At 71.7% G+C, this 16,090-nt stretch carries 12 protein-coding genes and 1 other RNA gene; 3 read left to right on the forward strand and 10 right to left on the reverse strand.

The genetic code is table 11. The annotated features are described in order from the left end of the window. Positions 1-21: 21 nt before the first annotated feature. The 5 genes from AC067N_RS09180 to AC067N_RS09200 form a co-directional block, all read right to left on the reverse strand. Positions 22-864: a hypothetical protein gene (locus AC067N_RS09180; protein ID WP_478678228.1), complete on the reverse strand. Its 843-nt coding sequence runs from the start codon at positions 862-864 to the stop codon at positions 22-24. A gap of 176 nt (positions 865-1,040) precedes the next feature. Next, positions 1,041-2,222 carry an acyltransferase family protein gene (locus tag AC067N_RS09185; RefSeq protein ID WP_478678229.1) on the reverse strand — a complete coding sequence of 394 codons (1,182 nt, stop codon included), beginning with the start codon at positions 2,220-2,222 and terminating at the stop codon, positions 1,041-1,043. Further along, the gene (locus AC067N_RS09190) at positions 2,219-4,519 is read right to left on the reverse strand and encodes a bifunctional polysaccharide deacetylase/glycosyltransferase family 2 protein (RefSeq protein WP_478678230.1); all 2,301 of its coding nucleotides are present in this window, start codon (positions 4,517-4,519) and stop codon (positions 2,219-2,221) included. The genes AC067N_RS09185 and AC067N_RS09190 overlap by 4 nt, the downstream gene beginning before the upstream one ends. After that, a complete protein-coding gene (locus AC067N_RS09195; protein WP_478678231.1) occupies positions 4,519-5,565 on the reverse strand; it encodes a hypothetical protein in 1,047 nt (348 codons plus the stop codon). Before AC067N_RS09195 ends, AC067N_RS09190 begins: the two co-directional genes overlap by 1 nt. A gap of 162 nt (positions 5,566-5,727) precedes the next feature. Beyond that, entirely contained in the window at positions 5,728-6,702 is a 975-nt protein-coding gene (locus AC067N_RS09200) for a LysR family transcriptional regulator (protein WP_478678232.1), read from the reverse strand. Positions 6,703-6,786: 84 nt separating this feature from the next. Between AC067N_RS09200 and AC067N_RS09205 the strand changes: the two genes are divergently transcribed. From AC067N_RS09205 to AC067N_RS09215, 3 genes are all read left to right on the forward strand, one after another. Beyond that, positions 6,787-8,190, forward strand: a complete 1,404-nt coding sequence (locus AC067N_RS09205; protein ID WP_478678233.1) for an MFS transporter — start codon at positions 6,787-6,789, stop codon at positions 8,188-8,190. A 233-nt stretch (positions 8,191-8,423) separates the two neighbouring features. Then, entirely contained in the window at positions 8,424-10,703 is a 2,280-nt protein-coding gene (gene yicI / locus AC067N_RS09210; protein WP_478678234.1) for an alpha-xylosidase, read from the forward strand. After that, on the forward strand, positions 10,700-11,713 hold the full coding sequence (locus AC067N_RS09215) for a LacI family DNA-binding transcriptional regulator (RefSeq protein WP_478678235.1): 1,014 nt from the start codon (positions 10,700-10,702) through the stop codon (positions 11,711-11,713). Before yicI ends, AC067N_RS09215 begins: the two co-directional genes overlap by 4 nt. Before the next feature lie 98 nt (positions 11,714-11,811). Here the strand turns inward: AC067N_RS09215 and ssrA are convergent. The 5 genes from ssrA to ftsE all read right to left on the reverse strand — a co-directional run bounded on the left by ssrA (position 11,812) and on the right by ftsE (position 15,904). After that, positions 11,812-12,214, reverse strand: a transfer-messenger RNA (tmRNA) gene (ssrA, locus tag AC067N_RS09220). Positions 12,215-12,338: 124 nt separating this feature from the next. Beyond that, the gene (gene smpB / locus AC067N_RS09225) at positions 12,339-12,878 is read right to left on the reverse strand and encodes an SsrA-binding protein SmpB (protein WP_478678314.1); all 540 of its coding nucleotides are present in this window, start codon (positions 12,876-12,878) and stop codon (positions 12,339-12,341) included. A gap of 58 nt (positions 12,879-12,936) precedes the next feature. After that, positions 12,937-14,130, reverse strand: a complete 1,194-nt coding sequence (locus tag AC067N_RS09230; RefSeq protein WP_478678236.1) for a S41 family peptidase — start codon at positions 14,128-14,130, stop codon at positions 12,937-12,939. Positions 14,131-14,259: 129 nt separating this feature from the next. Beyond that, positions 14,260-15,171 (reverse strand): permease-like cell division protein FtsX, encoded by a 912-nt coding sequence (ftsX, locus tag AC067N_RS09235; protein WP_478678237.1) that lies wholly within the window; start codon positions 15,169-15,171, stop codon positions 14,260-14,262. A gap of 43 nt (positions 15,172-15,214) precedes the next feature. Continuing rightward, positions 15,215-15,904, reverse strand: a complete 690-nt coding sequence (ftsE, locus tag AC067N_RS09240) for a cell division ATP-binding protein FtsE (RefSeq protein WP_468071591.1) — start codon at positions 15,902-15,904, stop codon at positions 15,215-15,217. Between the last annotated feature and the right edge of the window lie 186 nt (positions 15,905-16,090).

A 16,090-nucleotide genomic window follows, 5' to 3' on the forward strand; every position in this document is an offset into this window, starting at 1 on the left:
CCTCAAAGCGGAGCGTGGCCGTCAGCCCGACGCCTCACCCACGTAGCTCAGCGTGTCCGTGCCGCCGCCGTCCTCCCAGGTGATGACGACGTCGTCGCCGGAACGGCGGACCGTGGCGAAGGTGATGTCCTCGTCGTCGACGTCCTGTGAGGCCATCGGACGCAGCGCCATACGGAAGTTGTTGTCGTCGCGGTACTTGCCGACGCCGGTCATGATGCCCTTGCCACCGATCATGTCGATGTAGGAGAGCGGGTGCTGGCCATTGAGGTCGCCCGAGGACTGCTCCTCGCCGATCGTCAGGGTCCGCGCCTCGTCGTCCTGCCACTGGCCCTCGACACCCTTGCCGGGCGGGGTGGACTCGTCCCCTCCGGCGTCGGTGTCGTCGGGGGTCGGGGTGTACTCCTCGGTCGGCTCACCGGTCGGTGTCTCCGACTCGTCGGCCCGCGCCGACACGCTCTGCCGGGGCTTGGCCGAGGTGTCGTCGCCGTCGTCGGAGGTGAGCAGGAAGATGCCGCCGCCGATCACCGCGAGGGCCGCCACGGCGGCGACCACGATGAGCGCGATCTTGCCGCCGTTGCCGCCGGAGGGCGGAGGCGGCGGATAACCGCCGTACTGCTGGCCGTAGTTCGGCACACCGGGCCCGCCAGGGGCGCCCGGCATGCCCGGCGCACCCCCGTAGGGCGGCTGCCCGCCGCCGTACGGCTGCTGCGGGGCCGTCGTGTAGGGGTTGGGCGGCGGACCGGGCTGACCGGGAGCCTGACCGCCCGCCCCCGGCGGGGGCCCGTACGGCCCCGGGTACGGCGGTTGCTGCGGCTGCTGGGCCCCGTAACCGTCGTACGGGGGCTGGCCGGGAGGCTGAGTCATCGGCGGGTGTCACTCCTCGGGTCGCTTCGGCGAGGCAAGGAACGCCTGCCTCAAGCGAGCCCAACATCCATCACCGGCTCAGCCGTACGCAAGTGCGTATCCCGGTTGGTTACGTGGTCAGTACATGACCGGAAGGCGGCCGGGGGCGGCCGTGGTGCCGCCGCCCCCGGGGCCGTTCAGTGCCTGCGTGCGCTCCGGCGGGGCCGTCCGCCGTTCGGCCACAGCCGCGGTCGGCGCCGGGCCGCGAGGTCCTCCGCCCAGCCGAAGGCGACGACACAGCCGACGATCAGCGCCCAGGTGACCGCCAGCACGGGCCAGGGGCTCTCCAGCAGCCAGGGGACGTTCTGCTCCAGGACCACCACGGACCAGAGCCGGTCCCACTGGGTCGCGGCGATGAGGATGCACGTGTTGTGCCACAGGTAGATCGTCACCGCTCGGGAGTTGAGGAAGGTGATCACCCCGTCCCAGCGGCGCAGCCGGCGCGGCCACCGGGGCCACGAGGGGCTGATGTGGAGCAGCAGGGCCACCGTGCCGAGCGACCACAGCGCCTGGGCGAACGGCATGGCGTCCAGGTCGTTGCCGTTGCCGAAGTCGTGGTTCAGGGCGTACCAGAGACCGGTCAGGGCCACGGCCGGGGCGACGGACGGGACGATGTACCGGGGGAGGCGCCTGAGCATGCCCTCCTGGTGGGCCATGCCGAGGATCCAGCAGGCGCCGAAGGTGCTGAAGTCCGTCAGCCCCGACGCGAACCGCTCCCCGGGCAGGGACAGATAGCCCAGTTGGAACACGGCCGACAGGACGACCGGCGCGAGGAGCGTCACCACGGGCACCGCGCGCAACGCGCGCAGCAGCACCGGGGACAGGACGACGTACCAGAGGTAGGCGCGGACGTACCAGAGGGGTCCGGCGAGTTCCGCGGCCCAGTCGGCGCCGATGAGGCCGTGCACGCCGGGCAGGCCCTCGGCGTACGGCGGGTCGCTGATCGGGAGGACCCAGAAGGTGAGGTGGAACCACCACCACGCCGGGTGCCCCTCCGCGTCGGGCCGCCAGCCCTGGGCGACCATCCCGGTCACGCCGATCGCGCCCAACAGCCATACGGGCGGCAGCAGTCGGCGGAGCCGGCCCTTGACGACCCGGACGGCCGGGCGCCTCAGCGAGCGGGCCATGAGGTTGCCGGCCAGCGCGAACATCACGCCCATGGAGGGGAAGACGAGCGGCAGCCAGGCCCATCCGGTGAGGTGGTAGAGGACCACGCGGAAGAGGGCGAGGGCCCGCAGGAAGTCGAAGTAGCGGTCGCGGGCGGGCGCGGACGGCGCCTGCGGGGTCTCCTCCGCGGAGGTCTGCGTCAGGGTGCTCATCCGACCGGGCTCCCCTCACGCGGCTGCGTCTCGGCATCGGGCGTACCCGCGCCGCCGGACCCGCCGGGATCACCCGGCAGTCCCACCGCGCCCGTCCGCCGCAGCTTCTGCCAGCGCAGCCGGCCGCCGGTCAGGGCGGTGATCCACGACTGGAGCAGGACGACGTACATCAGCTGGCGGTAGAGGAGTTGCTGGAGCGGCAGGGAGACCAGATGGGTCATGCGTTCCTTGTCGAGGTGGAAGGCGTAGGCCGCGCACACCGCCTGCACGGCCAGGACGCCGAACCACGCGCCGATCGTCCTCTCGGTCGGGCCGAACACCAGCCCGTACAGCAGGAACACGTCGATGAGCGGGGCCAGCAGGGGCGCGACCACCATGAACAGCGACACCAGCGGCAGGCCCACCCGTCCGAAGCGGCCCGAGGGGCCCCGCTCGAAGAGTGCCTTGCGGTGCTTCCAGATGGCCTGCATGGTGCCGTAGCACCAGCGGTAGCGCTGCGACCACAGCTGCTGCACGGATTCGGGTGCCTCGGTCCAGGCGCGGGCCTTCTCCGCGTAGACGACGTGCCAGCCGTCGCGGTGCATGGCCATGGTGATGTCGGTGTCCTCGGCGAGGGTGTCCTCGCTCATGCCGCCGACCCGTTCGAGCGCCTCGCGGCGGAAGGCGCCGACCGCGCCGGGGATGGTGGGCATGCAGCGCAGGACGTCGTACATCCGGCGGTCGAGGTTGAAGCCCATCACGTACTCGATGTGCTGCCAGGCGCCGATGAGGGTGTCCCGGTTGCCGACCTTGGCGTTCCCGGCGACGGCGCCGACGCGCGGGTCGGCGAACGGCTGGACCAGTTCGCGGACGGTGGACGGTTCGAAGACCGTGTCGCCGTCCATCATCACGATCAGGTCGTGCCGGGCGTTGGCGATGCCCCGGTTGAGGGCGGCGGGCTTGCCCGCGTTGAGCTGCCGTACGACCCTGACGTCCGGCAGGTCCCGGCCCAGCTCCTCGACGATCCGGGCGGTGCCGTCGCTGGAGCCGTCGTCGATGACGAGGACCTCGATGGGATGGTCACTGGCCACCAGCGACCGGACGGTCTTCTCGATGCACTTGGCCTCGTTGTACGCGGGGACGAGGACGGACACCGGTTCGGTGACGGGGCCCCGCGGTCCCCAGCGGAAGTCCCGGCGGCGGACCTTGCGGGCGTGGGCGACCGACAGGATCAGCATCAGGCCGAAGCGGGCGAGGACGAGGACGCCGACGACCGCGAGGGCCACGACGAGGATGCCGGTGATCCGCTCCGAGGCCTGGACGAGCGCCACCCACGCCTTGCCCTTCCACAGGCCGACCCCGGTGACCCCGGTGTGCGCGCTGGGCGCGTTCAGCGCCCCGGTGAGGTTGTGGAACTCGTATCCCTTGGCGCGCAGTTGGACGATGAACCGGTCGAGCGCGGCGACGGTCTGCGAGCGGTCGCCGCCGGAGTCGTGCATCAGCACGATCGCGCCCCTGCCGTCCTCGGGGGTGGCCCGGCGGATGATCTCGTCGACGCCGGGCCTGCTCCAGTCCTGGCTGTCGGTGTCGCTGACGACGGTGATGTAGCCGCGGCTGCCGATGTACTTCGTCACCGGCCAGGACCGGTTGTCCATCCGGCCCGAGAACGACGAGTACGGCGGCCGGAACAGCGAGGTCCGGATACCGGCGGCGCCCGCGAGCGCCATCTGGTTCTGGGACAGCTCCCAGTCGATGCGGCGTTTGGACTGGAGCGAGAGGTCGGGGTGGTTGAAGGTGTGCAGCCCGATCTCGTGGCCCTCGTCGACCATGCGCCGCACCAGGTCCGGATAGCGCGAGGCCATGGTGCCGGTGATGAAGAAGACGGCGTGCGCGTCGTGCTTCTTCAGCATGTCGAGGACCCTGGGCGTCCAGGTGGGGTCGGGGCCGTCGTCGAAGGTGAGGACCAGTTTGCGGTCGGGTACCTCGAGGCTGGTCTCGCGGCCCGAGCGGGTGTCGATCACCGGCCCGCCGTCGAGGATCCGCTGCGGCACCCGGTCGTTCGACACGGGCGGCCGGACCCGGTGGTCGGCGAGGATCTCGCTGTGCACGTACCCGCGCAGCATCAGCATCGCCATCAGGGCGACGAGGACGAGGCAGGGCAGGATGTGGCGGAGCGGCAGCCGTACGGTCCGCCGCTTCGGCCGGCCCTTCGCGGGGCTCCCGGCCGTGCCGTCGGCGGCCTCGGACGAACGGGGTGTGCGGGTACGACACTTGGCGGCGGCACGTGAGAACGTGCCGCCGCGCCTGGAGCGGGTCATTATGCGGGGTTCTCCGGGGTCTGCGGGTCCTGCGGGTTCTCCGGCGCCGCGGGGCCGGGCTCGACCGGTGCCGGGGTCGGCGGACCGACGGCGACGGTGTCCGTCTCGGATCCCGGACCGGGATCGGCGCCGCCGGACTCGGAGGGCGTGGGCGAGGGACTGGGCGAGGCGCTGGAGCCGCCGCCCGGCGGCTGGGACGCGGGATCCGAGGGCTCGGTCTCCTTCACGCCGGTGCTCGGCTTCGGCTGCGGGCCGGCGCTCGCGCCGCCCGTGGGCCCGGCACTGGCGGAGGCCTCCGGCTCCTCCTTCTCCCCGGCGTCCCGGGCGCCGCGCGGGACGCCGCCCGGCGGGGGTGTCGCTCCCGGGGAGACCGACCCCGCGCTCGGCGGCGGCACGGCGCCGTCCGCCGTGTCGGCGATGCCGGCCGACTCGGTCGGCGGCGGCGGGGAGTCCACCTTGTCCGCGGGTGCCTTGTCCTTCTGCATGGGCATCGGCAGCCAGGGCGCGTCCGAGTTGCCGGACATCAGCGTGCCGACGATGACCACGGCGTACGCCGCGCAGGTCGTGCCGACCGCGATGCCGAGCCTGCGGTAGCGGTTGCGGCGGCGCCCCGACTCGTCCACGAAGACCGGTCCGTCGGGCCGGCCTCCGGCCGTCCCGGCCGCCCCGGCCGCGTCCTCGCCGGCGTGCCTGCCCGGCCCGTCCAGTTCCCGTCCGACGCCGTCCAGCTGGACGGTCACCTCGTGCGGGTCGTGGTTGCGGCCGGGCCGGCCGGGCTGCTCCCAGGGGGACGCCACGGCGGTGGGCCGCCCGGCCTCGCGCCCCGAGGCGTCGGGTTGCCGGGGCACACCGGCGAAGGCGCCCGGCTGCCGGGGCACCGCCCCCGTTCCCTCTGCGGCCTTGGGCCACAACAGGTCGTCTCCGGCAGAGGCGCCGGTCCTGGCGAACGGGTCGGCGGCGAGACCGCCCCCCGGTTCACCACGGTGTTCGTCACGGCGTTCGCCGTCGGACCGCTCCGGCTGGACGCCATGCGGCCACTTCTCCACGTGCACGCGCTTCCCCCCACGGGTTGCGGATGCATGTTCGATGCCGGACTCTCGCACTTTCCTGTACCGGACCGGGCCCCCACCCGATCCGGGGCGCCCCGCCCATCACACGCACCCGGAGGCCCGAATGTAGAGGTGGGAGAGATGTGCATGTGTGTGCTGTCAGGTGAAGCTCATCATGATGAGTGCATCCGTGGGCGGAATCCACCCGTCCTCCGGCTGTGAGAGCCATACTTCCGCCCCCGCATGTTCGGCGGCAGCTCGCCGCAGGGCATCGAGCCCCGGATGCGTGAACCCCTTCCGCCACACCAGCGAGACGGGTGACAGCGGTACGGGGTCGACGAGCGGCCGCAGCACACTGCGCGGCATGGGCGGGAAGTCCACCACCGCCAGCACGGGGGTCCGCGTCTTGGCCATGACCCGCGCGAACTCCTCCTCCCCCACCACGAGCGGCACCGCGGGCGCGACCTCGATCCCCCGCCCCTCGAACAACTTCCGGGCCAGCTCCGTCCACTCCGGTGTACGGGGGTTGCCGGCGCCCGCGTACACGGTCTCGCCCCTCAGCTCCGCCAGCGGCACGGCGTCCAGCGCGGCCAGCCGGTGGTCCTCGGGCAGGATCACCGCCATCGGCTCGTACCGCACGGGCTGCTGCTCCAGCCGCGCCCGCACCGCCGGGTCCAGCCCCGCGAACCTCCCGAACGACACGTCCAGCCGTCCGGCGAGGATCTCGGCGGCGGCATACGTCAGCCCGCTCTCGTACCGCGCCAGCAACTCCACGTCGGGCACCAGCTCGCGGGCCCGCCGCAGCACCCGTACGCCGGTGGCCAGCCCCGGCGAGTTCAGGTCCACCAGCAGGGGCCGGGCCTGCCGGAACGCCCCCACGAGCGCGTCCTGCGCCTCCAGCACCCGCCGCGCGTACGGCACCAGCCGCTCCCCGTCGGGCGTCAGCACCACCTGCCGCGTCGTCCGCACGAACAGCTCCGCCCCCAGCTCCCGCTCCAGCCGCCGCACATCCCGGCTCAACGCCTGCTGCGCGACATAGAGCCGAGCGGCGGCCCGGGTGAAGTGCAACTCGTCGACGACGGCGAGAAAGGCGCGCAACAGCCGCGGCGCCACGGCATCGGAGGCGATGGACATCCGCCGAATTTACAACCGGGTTGCGTGAATCACCACGGAGTAGGTGTTGGACGGTGGATCAAGGACCGGGCGACGGTAGGACGCATGCCGCACCGCTCGAACCCTCTGCTGACCGTGACCGCCGACCAGCTGGTGGCAGTCGACTTCACGCCCAGGCGCCCCCAGGAGCGCGACGACCCCGGTACCGCCCGGCCCCAGGAGCGCGACGCCCCCGGCACCGCCCGGCCTCGGGGGCGCGGGGAACCGCGCCCCGAACCTCCGCGCACCCCCAACGCCCCGCGCGCCGCCTCCTACCGGCGCCTCTTCCGACACCCCGGCGCCCGCGCCTTCACCCTCGGCGCCCTCCTCGCCCGCCTCCCCATGGGCATGTTCAGCGTGAGCGCGATCCTCATGATCGCCCCGGCCCGCGACTCCTACGCCCTGGCCGGCGCCGTCGTCGCCACCGGTCTCGCCGCGACCGCCCTGGTCGCGCCCTACACCGCCCGCCTGGTCGACCGCCACGGCCAGGCCCGCGTCGCCGTCCCGGCCACCGCGCTGGCCCTCCTCGGCGGTCTCTCCCTGATCGCCTGCGTCCACTGGAACGCCCCCGCCTGGACCCTCTTCGCCTCCTACGCGGCCACCGCGACCGCCCCCAACACCGGCGGCATGGCCCGCGCCCGCTGGGCCCACCTCCTGAAGGACGACCCGGCGGCCCTGCACACCGCCAACTCCTTCGAACAGGCCGCGGACGAACTGTGCTTCATGGTCGGCCCCGTCATCGCCGCCTTCCTCTGCACCGCCCTCTTCCCCGAGGCCGGCACCCTGATCGGCGGCCTCGTCTTCCTGACCGGCGTGCTGGTCTTCAGCGCCCAGCGCGCCACCGAGCCGCCGCCGAGCGGCCGTACGACCGCGAAGTCCCCCGTCCGCGCCCCCGGCATCCCCGCCCTCCTCGCCGTCTTCCTCGCCATGGGCGCCGTCTTCGGGTCCCTGGAGGTCGTCACGATCGCCCACGCCGACGCACAGGGCGACGCCTCCGCGGCGGGGCTGATCCTCGGCCTCCAGGCGGCGGGCTCCTGCGCCGCGGGGCTCGCGTTCGGGGCGATACGGGTGACCCGCTCCGCCGAACGCCGCTTCCCCGTCTGCCTCGCGGCCATGGCGGCCCTGATGACCCTGCCCTGGCTCACCGCCTCGGCCACCGGCTCCCTGCTCCCCCTCGCCCCCGCCCTGCTCGTGGCCGGCATGGCCACCGCCCCCACCATGGTCACGGCGATGTCCCTGGTCCAGGAGCGCACCCCCGGGGGCCAGTTGAACGAGGGCATGACCCTCGCCGTCACCGGCCTGCTCGGCGGCATCGCGGGCGGTTCCGCGCTCGGCGGCTGGATGGTGGACCACGGTCCGGGCCCGGCCACCACCGGCTTCGGCATCCCGGTCGCCGCCACCACGCTCGCCCTGCTGCTCTCCCTGGCCGCGCCGAGACGGCGTACGGCCGATTTCCGCACCCCCCATTGACGTGTCCACGCCCGACGCTTACCTTCGCCCGTCGAATCGCTTCGACGTGACTCGTCGAAACGATTCGACTGCGCGGCGCCCCGAGAACCCATCCGACTCCCCCGGAGGCACTGGATGCTGACGGCACGACGGCGTGTGACGGCGGTAGAACGGCGCGGAGCGACGGCGGAAGGACACGCGACGACACCCGCCACGGCGGCGAAGGGACGCCGGACGGCCCGCGGCGGCGCGGAGTGAAGTTCACCGACGGCTACTGGCTGCTGCGGGAGGGCGTCACCGCCGCCCACCCGGCGCAGGTCCTCGACGTCACCGCCACCGACGCGGGCGCCCTGGAGATCCTCGCGCCCACCCGGCCCGTCCGCCACCGCGGCGACCTGCTGAAGGGGCCGGTGGTGACGATCAGCGCCCACGCCCCGATGCCCGACGTCATCGGCGTCACCCTCACCCACTTCGAGGGCGAGCGGCCCCGCGGCCCCGAGTTCGAGCTCACCACAGAGGAGTTCACCCCGCACATCTCGTACGACGACGAGCACGCCGGCCTCACCGCCGGTGAGCTCTCCGTCCGCGTGGCCCGCACCGGCCCCTGGCGGGTCGACTTCCTCGCCCGCGGACGCACCCTCACCGGCAGCGGCCCCGGGTCGACGGGGATCATGCGGGACGGATCCGGCGCCCACCATCTGCGCGAGCAGCTGAACCTCGGCGTCGGCACCTCCGTCTACGGCCTCGGCGAGCGCTTCGGCCCGCTCGTGAAGAACGGCCAGGTCGTCGACGTCTGGAACGCCGACGGCGGCACCGCCACCGAACAGGCCTACAAGAACGTGCCGTTCTATCTGACGGACGCGGGCTACGGCGTCTTCGTCGACCACCCGGGCAAGGTGTCCTTCGAGGTCGCCTCGGAGGTGGTGTCGAGGGTCCAGTTCAGCGCGGAGACCCAGCGGCTGACGTACTACGTCGTCTACGGCCCCACCCCGAAGGAGATCCTCCGCAAGTACACGGCCCTCACCGGCCGCCCGGCCCTGCCGCCCGCCTGGTCCTTCGGCCTGTGGCTGTCGACCTCGTTCACCACGTCCTACGACGAGGAGACGGTGACCTCGTTCATCGAGGGCATGCGGGAGCGCCGGCTGCCGCTGTCCGTGTTCCACTTCGACTGCTTCTGGATGCGCGAGTTCCAGTGGTGCGACTTCGCGTGGGACCCGAGGGTCTTCCCGGACCCGGAGGGCATGCTGGCCCGCCTCAAACGCCGGGGCCTGCGGATCTGCGTCTGGATCAACCCGTACATCGCCCAGCGCTCACCGCTGTTCGCCGAGGGCAGGGCGCTCGGCCATCTGCTCCGCAGACCCGACGGCGGTGTCTGGCAGTGGGATCTGTGGCAGCCCGGCATGGCCCTCGTCGACTTCACCAGCCCGGCGGCCCGCCAGTGGTACGCGTCGAAGCTCCGGGCGCTGCTCGCGCAGGGCGTCGACTGCTTCAAGACCGACTTCGGGGAGCGGGTCCCGCTGGACGTGACCTGGTCCGACGGCACCGACCCCGAACGGATGCACAACTACTACACCTACCTCTACAACCGCACCGTCTTCGACGTCCTCCGCAAGCACCGGGGCGAGGGCGAGGCGGTCCTCTTCGCCCGCTCCGCGACCACCGGAAGCCAGCGCTTCCCCGTCCACTGGGGCGGCGACTGCGAGTCGACGTACGAGGCGATGGCCGAGTCGCTGCGGGGCGGCCTGTCGCTGGGGCTGTCGGGCTTCGGGTACTGGAGCCACGACATCGGCGGCTTCGAGGGCACCCCGACGCCCGCGCTGTTCAAGCGGTGGATCGCCTTCGGCCTGCTCTCCTCCCACAGCCGGCTGCACGGCTCGTCGTCGTACCGGGTGCCCTGGCTCTTCGACGACGAGTCGGTGGACGTCCTTCGGACGTTCACCCGCCTGAAGCTCGGCCTCATGCCCTACCTGTACGAGGCCGCGCGCACCGCGCACCGCGAAGGCGTGCCGATGATGCGGGCGATGGTCCTGGAGTTCCCCGACGACCCCGGCTGCGCCCATCTGGAACGCCAGTACATGCTCGGCCCCGACCTCCTCGTGGCACCGGTCCTCAACGACGAGGGCGACGTCGCGTACTACGTCCCCGAGGGCACCTGGACCCACTACCTCACCGGCGGGACGGTCGACGGCCCCCGCTGGGTCCGCGAACGGCACGGCTTCCTGAGCCTGCCGCTGCTGGTGCGCCCGGGGGCGGTGATCCCGGTGGGCGCCGTGACGGACCGCCCGGACTACGACCACGCCGACGGCGTCACCCTGCACGCGTACCGCCTCGCCCACGGCGCCCAGGTCACCGTCCCGGTGGGCGACGTGACCTTCACCGTCGTACGGGAGGGGGACGTCCTGCGGGCCTCCTGCGGCGACCCGAGGGCCCCCTGGGGCCTGTCCGCGGACGGCCGGGAGGTCCGGGCGGAGCCCGGCACGGGCTTCCTGACGGTGGAAGTGGAGCCCGACCCGGAAGGCGGGGGAGCGCGATGACGGTGAAGATCACGGACGTGGCGCGGCACGCGGGGGTCTCCCCCAGCACCGTGTCGTACGCGCTGAGCGGCAAGCGCCCGATCTCGGCGGAGACCAAGGCGCGGGTCGAGGCGTCCATCCGCGAGCTGGGCTACCGCCCGCACGCGGGTGCCCGCGCCCTGGCCAGCAGCAAGTCGAACGTGCTGGCGATGGTGGTGCCGTTGCGGGCCGGGATCCATGTGCCGGTGGTGATGGGCTTCGCGGTGTCGGTGGTGACGTCGGCCCGCGCACACGACCACGATGTGCTCCTGGTGACCCAGGAGGAGGGCGAGGAGGGACTCCGCCGGGTCGCGGACACGGCCCTCGTCGACGCGTTGATCGTGATGGACGTCCAACTCCACGACCCCAGACTGCCGTTGCTGCGCATGCTGGACCGCCCCTCGGTGCTGATCGGCTTCCCGGCCTCGGCCGACGGCCTGACCTGCATCGACCTGGACTTCCGGGCGGCGGGCGAGTTGTGCGTGGACCACCTGGCCGGTCTGGGCCACCGTGTCGTGGGCCTGATCGGCTCGCCTCCCGAGGTCTACGTCCGCCGCACCTCGTTCGCGCAGCGGGTCCTCCAGGGTTTCACCGCCGCCGCCACCCGGCACGGCATGACCTCCACGGTCCATCCCTGCGAGGCCACGCCCGCCGGGGCCCGCGAGGTCGCCGAGCGCCTGCTGCGCGAACACCCCGCCCTCACCGGCGTGGTGGTGCACAACGAAGCCGTCCTGGACCACCTCCTGGACGCCTTCGAGCACCTCGGCCTGCGCATCCCGGCCGACCTCTCGGTCACGGCCCTCTGCCCCGACGACCTGGCGACGTCCCTCCGTGTCCCTCTCACCTCGATCGCCATCCCGTCGACGGAACTGGGCGAACAGGCGGTGGACCTGCTGATGAGGAAGCTGACCGGCACGCCCGTCCCCCAGGCCACCCTGCTCGCCCCGCACCTGACCCCCCGAGCGAGCACGGCCCGCCGCCTGACGGGCTGAGGAGCGGCGCGAGGAGCGGAGGGCGGAGGCGCGCAACGCAGCGGGGCCCGGTGGTCTGAGCGACCACCGGGCCCCGCTGTTCATGCGTCACATGGGAATTGTGGAGATGGCGGGAATCGAACCCGCGTCCAACGGTGCGGAACCAGGGCTTCTCCGTGTGCAGTTCGCTATGAGTTTCTCAGCCCCGGCGATCACGCGAACAAGTCGCCGACGGGCTCAGTCACTGTTTGATTTCCCTCTTCACCCCGTGACCGGGATCAAGGTTTAGTCCCCTAGCTGATGCCAGGATCCGGGTCGGGAACAGCCCCGGGCTGACACTCCCTTTAGATGAGAGGCTCGGTCTCGCTACCTGAGATCAGGCGGCGAGAGCGAAGCGCTGCTCGGGAGAATCGCTCTTAACAGTGGCGATTATTTTTTTCGGCCTGTGGTTTACGAGATCATGGCCGCTTCCTCGACACGCTTCCCCTGCTTCGACATCCGCTGTCGAAACCGATCATCCCCATGTTGTTTTTTCAACCCCTCCGGAGAGGGCGCTGCACCCGCTGTGCGGTGCGGATGCCATCGTACGTGACCAACGCGCGCGCGTGCCACCGTATTCCCGGCCGCCACGCGCCCGTCACCCCGGCTACGCGCGCTGCTTCCGCTTAGCCGCCGCGATCGCGCGGTCCGACTCGCGCCGGTCCTGCTTCTCCCGCAGGGTCTGCCGCTTGTCGTACTCCTTCTTGCCTCGTGCGAGCGCGATCTCCGCCTTGGCACGGCCGTCCTTGAAGTACAGGGCGAGGGGCACGATCGTGTGACCCGTCTCCTGGGCCTTGGCCTCCAGCTTGTCGATCTCCTCGCGGTGCAGCAGCAGCTTCCGCTTGCGGCGCGCGGAGTGGTTGGTCCAGCTGCCCTGGTGGTACTCGGGGATGTGCGCGTTGTGCAGCCACGCCTCTCCCCGGTCGATCTGGACGAAGCCGTCGGTCAGCGAGGTCCGGCCCTCGCGCAGCGACTTGACCTCGGTGCCGGTCAGGACGAGCCCGGCCTCGTAGGTGTCGATGATCGCGTAGTCGTGGCGGGCCTTCTTGTTCTGGGCGACGATCTTGCGCTTGCCGCCCTTCTCGCCGTCCCTCGCCTTGGCGGCCGCCCCGCCCTGCTTGGGCTGGGACTCCTTGGGTACGTACATTCCCTTGCTCATAGTGCCGTCCATTTTCGCACTACGGAGGGGTGCCGGGGAAAGCCGATTACTCGTACTCGCCGAGCCCGCTCAGGACCGTCTCGGCCCGCTGCAGGGCGTCGTCGGCGGCGTCCAGGTCGGGTGTGATGCCCCTGCCGTCGACGCCGCGGCCGGAAGGGGTGCGGTAGTGGCCGACGGTCAGCTCGGCGACGGACCCGTCGGGCAGACGGCTCGGCATCTGCACGGAGCCCTTGCCGAAGGTGCGGGAGCCCACGACCACCGCGCGGCCCCGGTCCTGGAGCGCTCCGGTGAGCAGCTCGGCCGCGCTCATCGTGCCGCCGTCGACGAGTACGACCAGGGGTCTGGTGCTGTCGCCGCCCGCGTCGGCGTGCAGGGCGCGCTGTTCGCCGTTGACGTCGTAGGTGGCGACGAGGCCGCCGTCGAGGAAGGCGGAGGAGGCGGTGACGGCCTCGGCGACCAGGCCGCCGGAGTTGCCGCGGAGGTCGAGCACGAACCCCCGCGCGCCCTCGGCCTGCTCGACGGCGGCGCGCACCATGTCACCGGAGCCCTTGGTGAACGCGTCGGCCTTGATCACGGTGATCCCGCCGGCGAGGCGGCTGACGGTCACGTCCTCGGTGGACAGTCGGGCCCTGCGCAGGGTCTCCTGCCACGTGCGGGTGCCGCGCTGCAGGCCCAGCGACACCTTCGTACCGGCGGCGGCGTCCTCGGCGGTGTCCTGCTCCCCGTCGATCGCGTCGCCGCGCAGTAAGGAGACGACGTCCGTGACGGGGCGGCCGTCGACCTTCTCGCCGTCGACGCTGACGAGCCGGTCCCCGGCGCGGATCCCGGCGTCGGCGGCGGGCGAGCCGTCCTGGACCCGGGTGATCTCGACCCGGCCGTCGCGCTCCAGCCGCGCCCACAGCCCGACGCCGGTGTACTCGCCGTCGAGGGCTTCCTCGAACTCCTCGTACTCGCCCTCGGAGTAGACCGCGCCCCAGCGGTCGCCGCTGCGGCTGACGGCCCGCTCGGCGGCCTCCATCGGGGACTTGCCCTCGGCCATGGCCTCGGCGGCGGCCTCGGCGACGTCCTGCTGCCGGGCGGCCGGGGCGGAGCGGGCTGCGCCGGTGGCGCCCTCCTCGCGGTACCGGTCGCCGAAGGAGCCGGTCGCGGCGCCCGTGGCGAGCACGCCGGCGAAGACCAATGTCAGCGCCGCCCCGCGGCCGATGCGGCGGGGCTGGGAGAACAGGTCGCGGCCTGGCATGTCGGCGAGTCTAGGACAACGGGAGGGACCGTACCGGACCTTGCCGGTACGGCCCCGTTGGCGTACGTCACACCATCGGACATGCCGTGATGTGCGGCACATCTCCTCCCCTGGTCGTGCGCCCGGCCCTCAGACCCTGAGGTACTTCCGCAGCGCGACGAACGCGGCCATGGCCGGCATGAGGAGACCGATCGCCAGGACCAGCGGCAGCTTGGTCAGCACGACGTCCCAGCCGATGAAGTTGACCAGCGGGATCTTCTCCGCGAGCCACTGGTCGACGAGGAAGTACTTGCCGCCGACGATCAGCGTCCCGGCGAAGCCCGCGCCGATCAGGCCCGCGATCGCGGCCTCCATGATGAACGGCGCCTGGATGTAGAAGCCGGACGCGCCCACGAGCCGCATGATGCCGATCTCCCGGCGCCGGCTGAACGCCGAGACCCGCACCGTGTTCACGATCAGCAGCAGCGCCACGACCAGCATCAGACCCATCACCCCGAGCGCCGCGACGTTCATGCCGCCGAGCAGGTTGAACAGGTTCTCCAGCACGTCCCGCTGGTCCTCGACCGACTGGACCCCGGCCCGCCCGGAGAAGGCGGTGTCGATCACCTTGTACTTCTCCGGGTCCTTGAGCTTGATCCGGTACGACTCCTGCATCTGGTCCGGGGTGAGGGAGGCGGCCAGCGGGGAGTCCTTGAACTGCTCCTTGTAGTGCTTGTAGGCCTCGTCCGCCGACTCGTAGTAGACCTGCTCCACGATGTCGAGCTTGCCCAGGTCGTTCTTGATCTGCTGCTTCTGCTCCGTGGTGACGGCACCCTTGGAGCAGTTGGCGTCCGCCTCCGCGTCCGCCTTGTTGCAGAGGAAGATCGACACCTGGACCTTGTCGTACCAGTAGCCCTTCATCGAGCTCACCTGGTCCCGCATCAGCAGGGAGCCGCCGAACAGGGCGAGCGAGAGGGCCACCGAGATGACGACCGCGAAAGTCATCGTGAGATTGCGGCGGAGACCCACACCGATCTCCGACAGGACGAACTGCGCGCGCATGGCGTCTGGTCAAGCCTTTCCGTGGACGGTCGTCGAGCAGTGGTCAGTGCTGGTAGCCGTAGACGCCGCGCGCCTGGTCGCGGACGAGGCGGCCCTTCTCCAGCTCGATGACGCGCTTGCGCATCTGGTCCACGATGTTCTGGTCGTGGGTGGCCATGACCACGGTCGTACCCGTCCGGTTGATCCGGTCGAGCAGCTTCATGATGCCGACGGAGGTCTGCGGGTCGAGGTTGCCGGTGGGCTCGTCGGCGATCAGCAGCTTGGGCCGGTTCACGAAGGCCCGCGCGATGGCGACGCGCTGCTGCTCACCGCCGGACAGCTCGCCCGGCATCCGGTCCTCCTTGCCGCCGAGGCCGACCAGCTCCAGCACCTGCGGGACGGACTTGCGGATCTCGCCGCGCGACTTCCCGATGACCTCCTGGGCGAAGGCGACGTTCTCGCCGACCGTCTTGTTCGGCAGCAGCCGGAAGTCCTGGAACACCGTCCCCAGCTGGCGGCGCATCTGCGGCACCTTCCAGTTGGACAGGCGCGCGAGATCCTTGCCCAGCACATGCACCTGCCCCTGGCTGCACCGCTCCTCCCGGAGGATCAGCCGCAGGAAGGTGGACTTTCCGGAGCCGGAGGACCCCACGAGGAACACGAACTCGCCCTTCTCGACCTCCAGGGACACATCCCTGAGGGCGGGGCGGGTCTGCTTCGGGTAGACCTTGGACACGTTGTCGAATCGGATCACGGATGCACCACAGGCCGTCGGGGAATGGATGGTCGAGACTGTACCGCTACCCGTCCTCGTCAGAGGTGCGGGGAAGTGGGCGAGTGACCTCGACGAGCCCGGCCCGTGCGACGAACGGCACCCGTCCCTTTCGCGGGCGCCCGCGCACGCTCCGGAGGAACCTGGCACAGTGGAGTAGGCGGGGAC

Source organism: Streptomyces sp. NPDC042364, from assembly GCF_056437585.1.

What these genes read in the sequence shown, in the direction of transcription:
- AC067N_RS09185 (WP_478678229.1), bottom strand. Translation starts at nt 2,222, where the DNA reads ATGAGCACCCTGACGCAGACCTCCGCGGAGGAGACCCCGCAGGCGCCG.
- AC067N_RS09200 (WP_478678232.1), bottom strand. Translation starts at nt 6,702, where the DNA reads ATGTCCATCGCCTCCGATGCCGTGGCGCCGCGGCTGTTGCGCGCCTTT.
- AC067N_RS09190 (WP_478678230.1), bottom strand. Translation starts at nt 4,519, where the DNA reads ATGACCCGCTCCAGGCGCGGCGGCACGTTCTCACGTGCCGCCGCCAAG.
- AC067N_RS09205 (WP_478678233.1), top strand. Translation starts at nt 6,787, where the DNA reads ATGCCGCACCGCTCGAACCCTCTGCTGACCGTGACCGCCGACCAGCTG.
- AC067N_RS09230 (WP_478678236.1), bottom strand. Translation starts at nt 14,130, where the DNA reads ATGCCAGGCCGCGACCTGTTCTCCCAGCCCCGCCGCATCGGCCGCGGG.
- smpB (WP_478678314.1), bottom strand. Translation starts at nt 12,878, where the DNA reads ATGTACGTACCCAAGGAGTCCCAGCCCAAGCAGGGCGGGGCGGCCGCC.
- AC067N_RS09215 (WP_478678235.1), top strand. Translation starts at nt 10,700, where the DNA reads ATGACGGTGAAGATCACGGACGTGGCGCGGCACGCGGGGGTCTCCCCC.
- AC067N_RS09180 (WP_478678228.1), bottom strand. Translation starts at nt 864, where the DNA reads ATGACTCAGCCTCCCGGCCAGCCCCCGTACGACGGTTACGGGGCCCAG.
- ftsX (WP_478678237.1), bottom strand. Translation starts at nt 15,171, where the DNA reads ATGCGCGCGCAGTTCGTCCTGTCGGAGATCGGTGTGGGTCTCCGCCGC.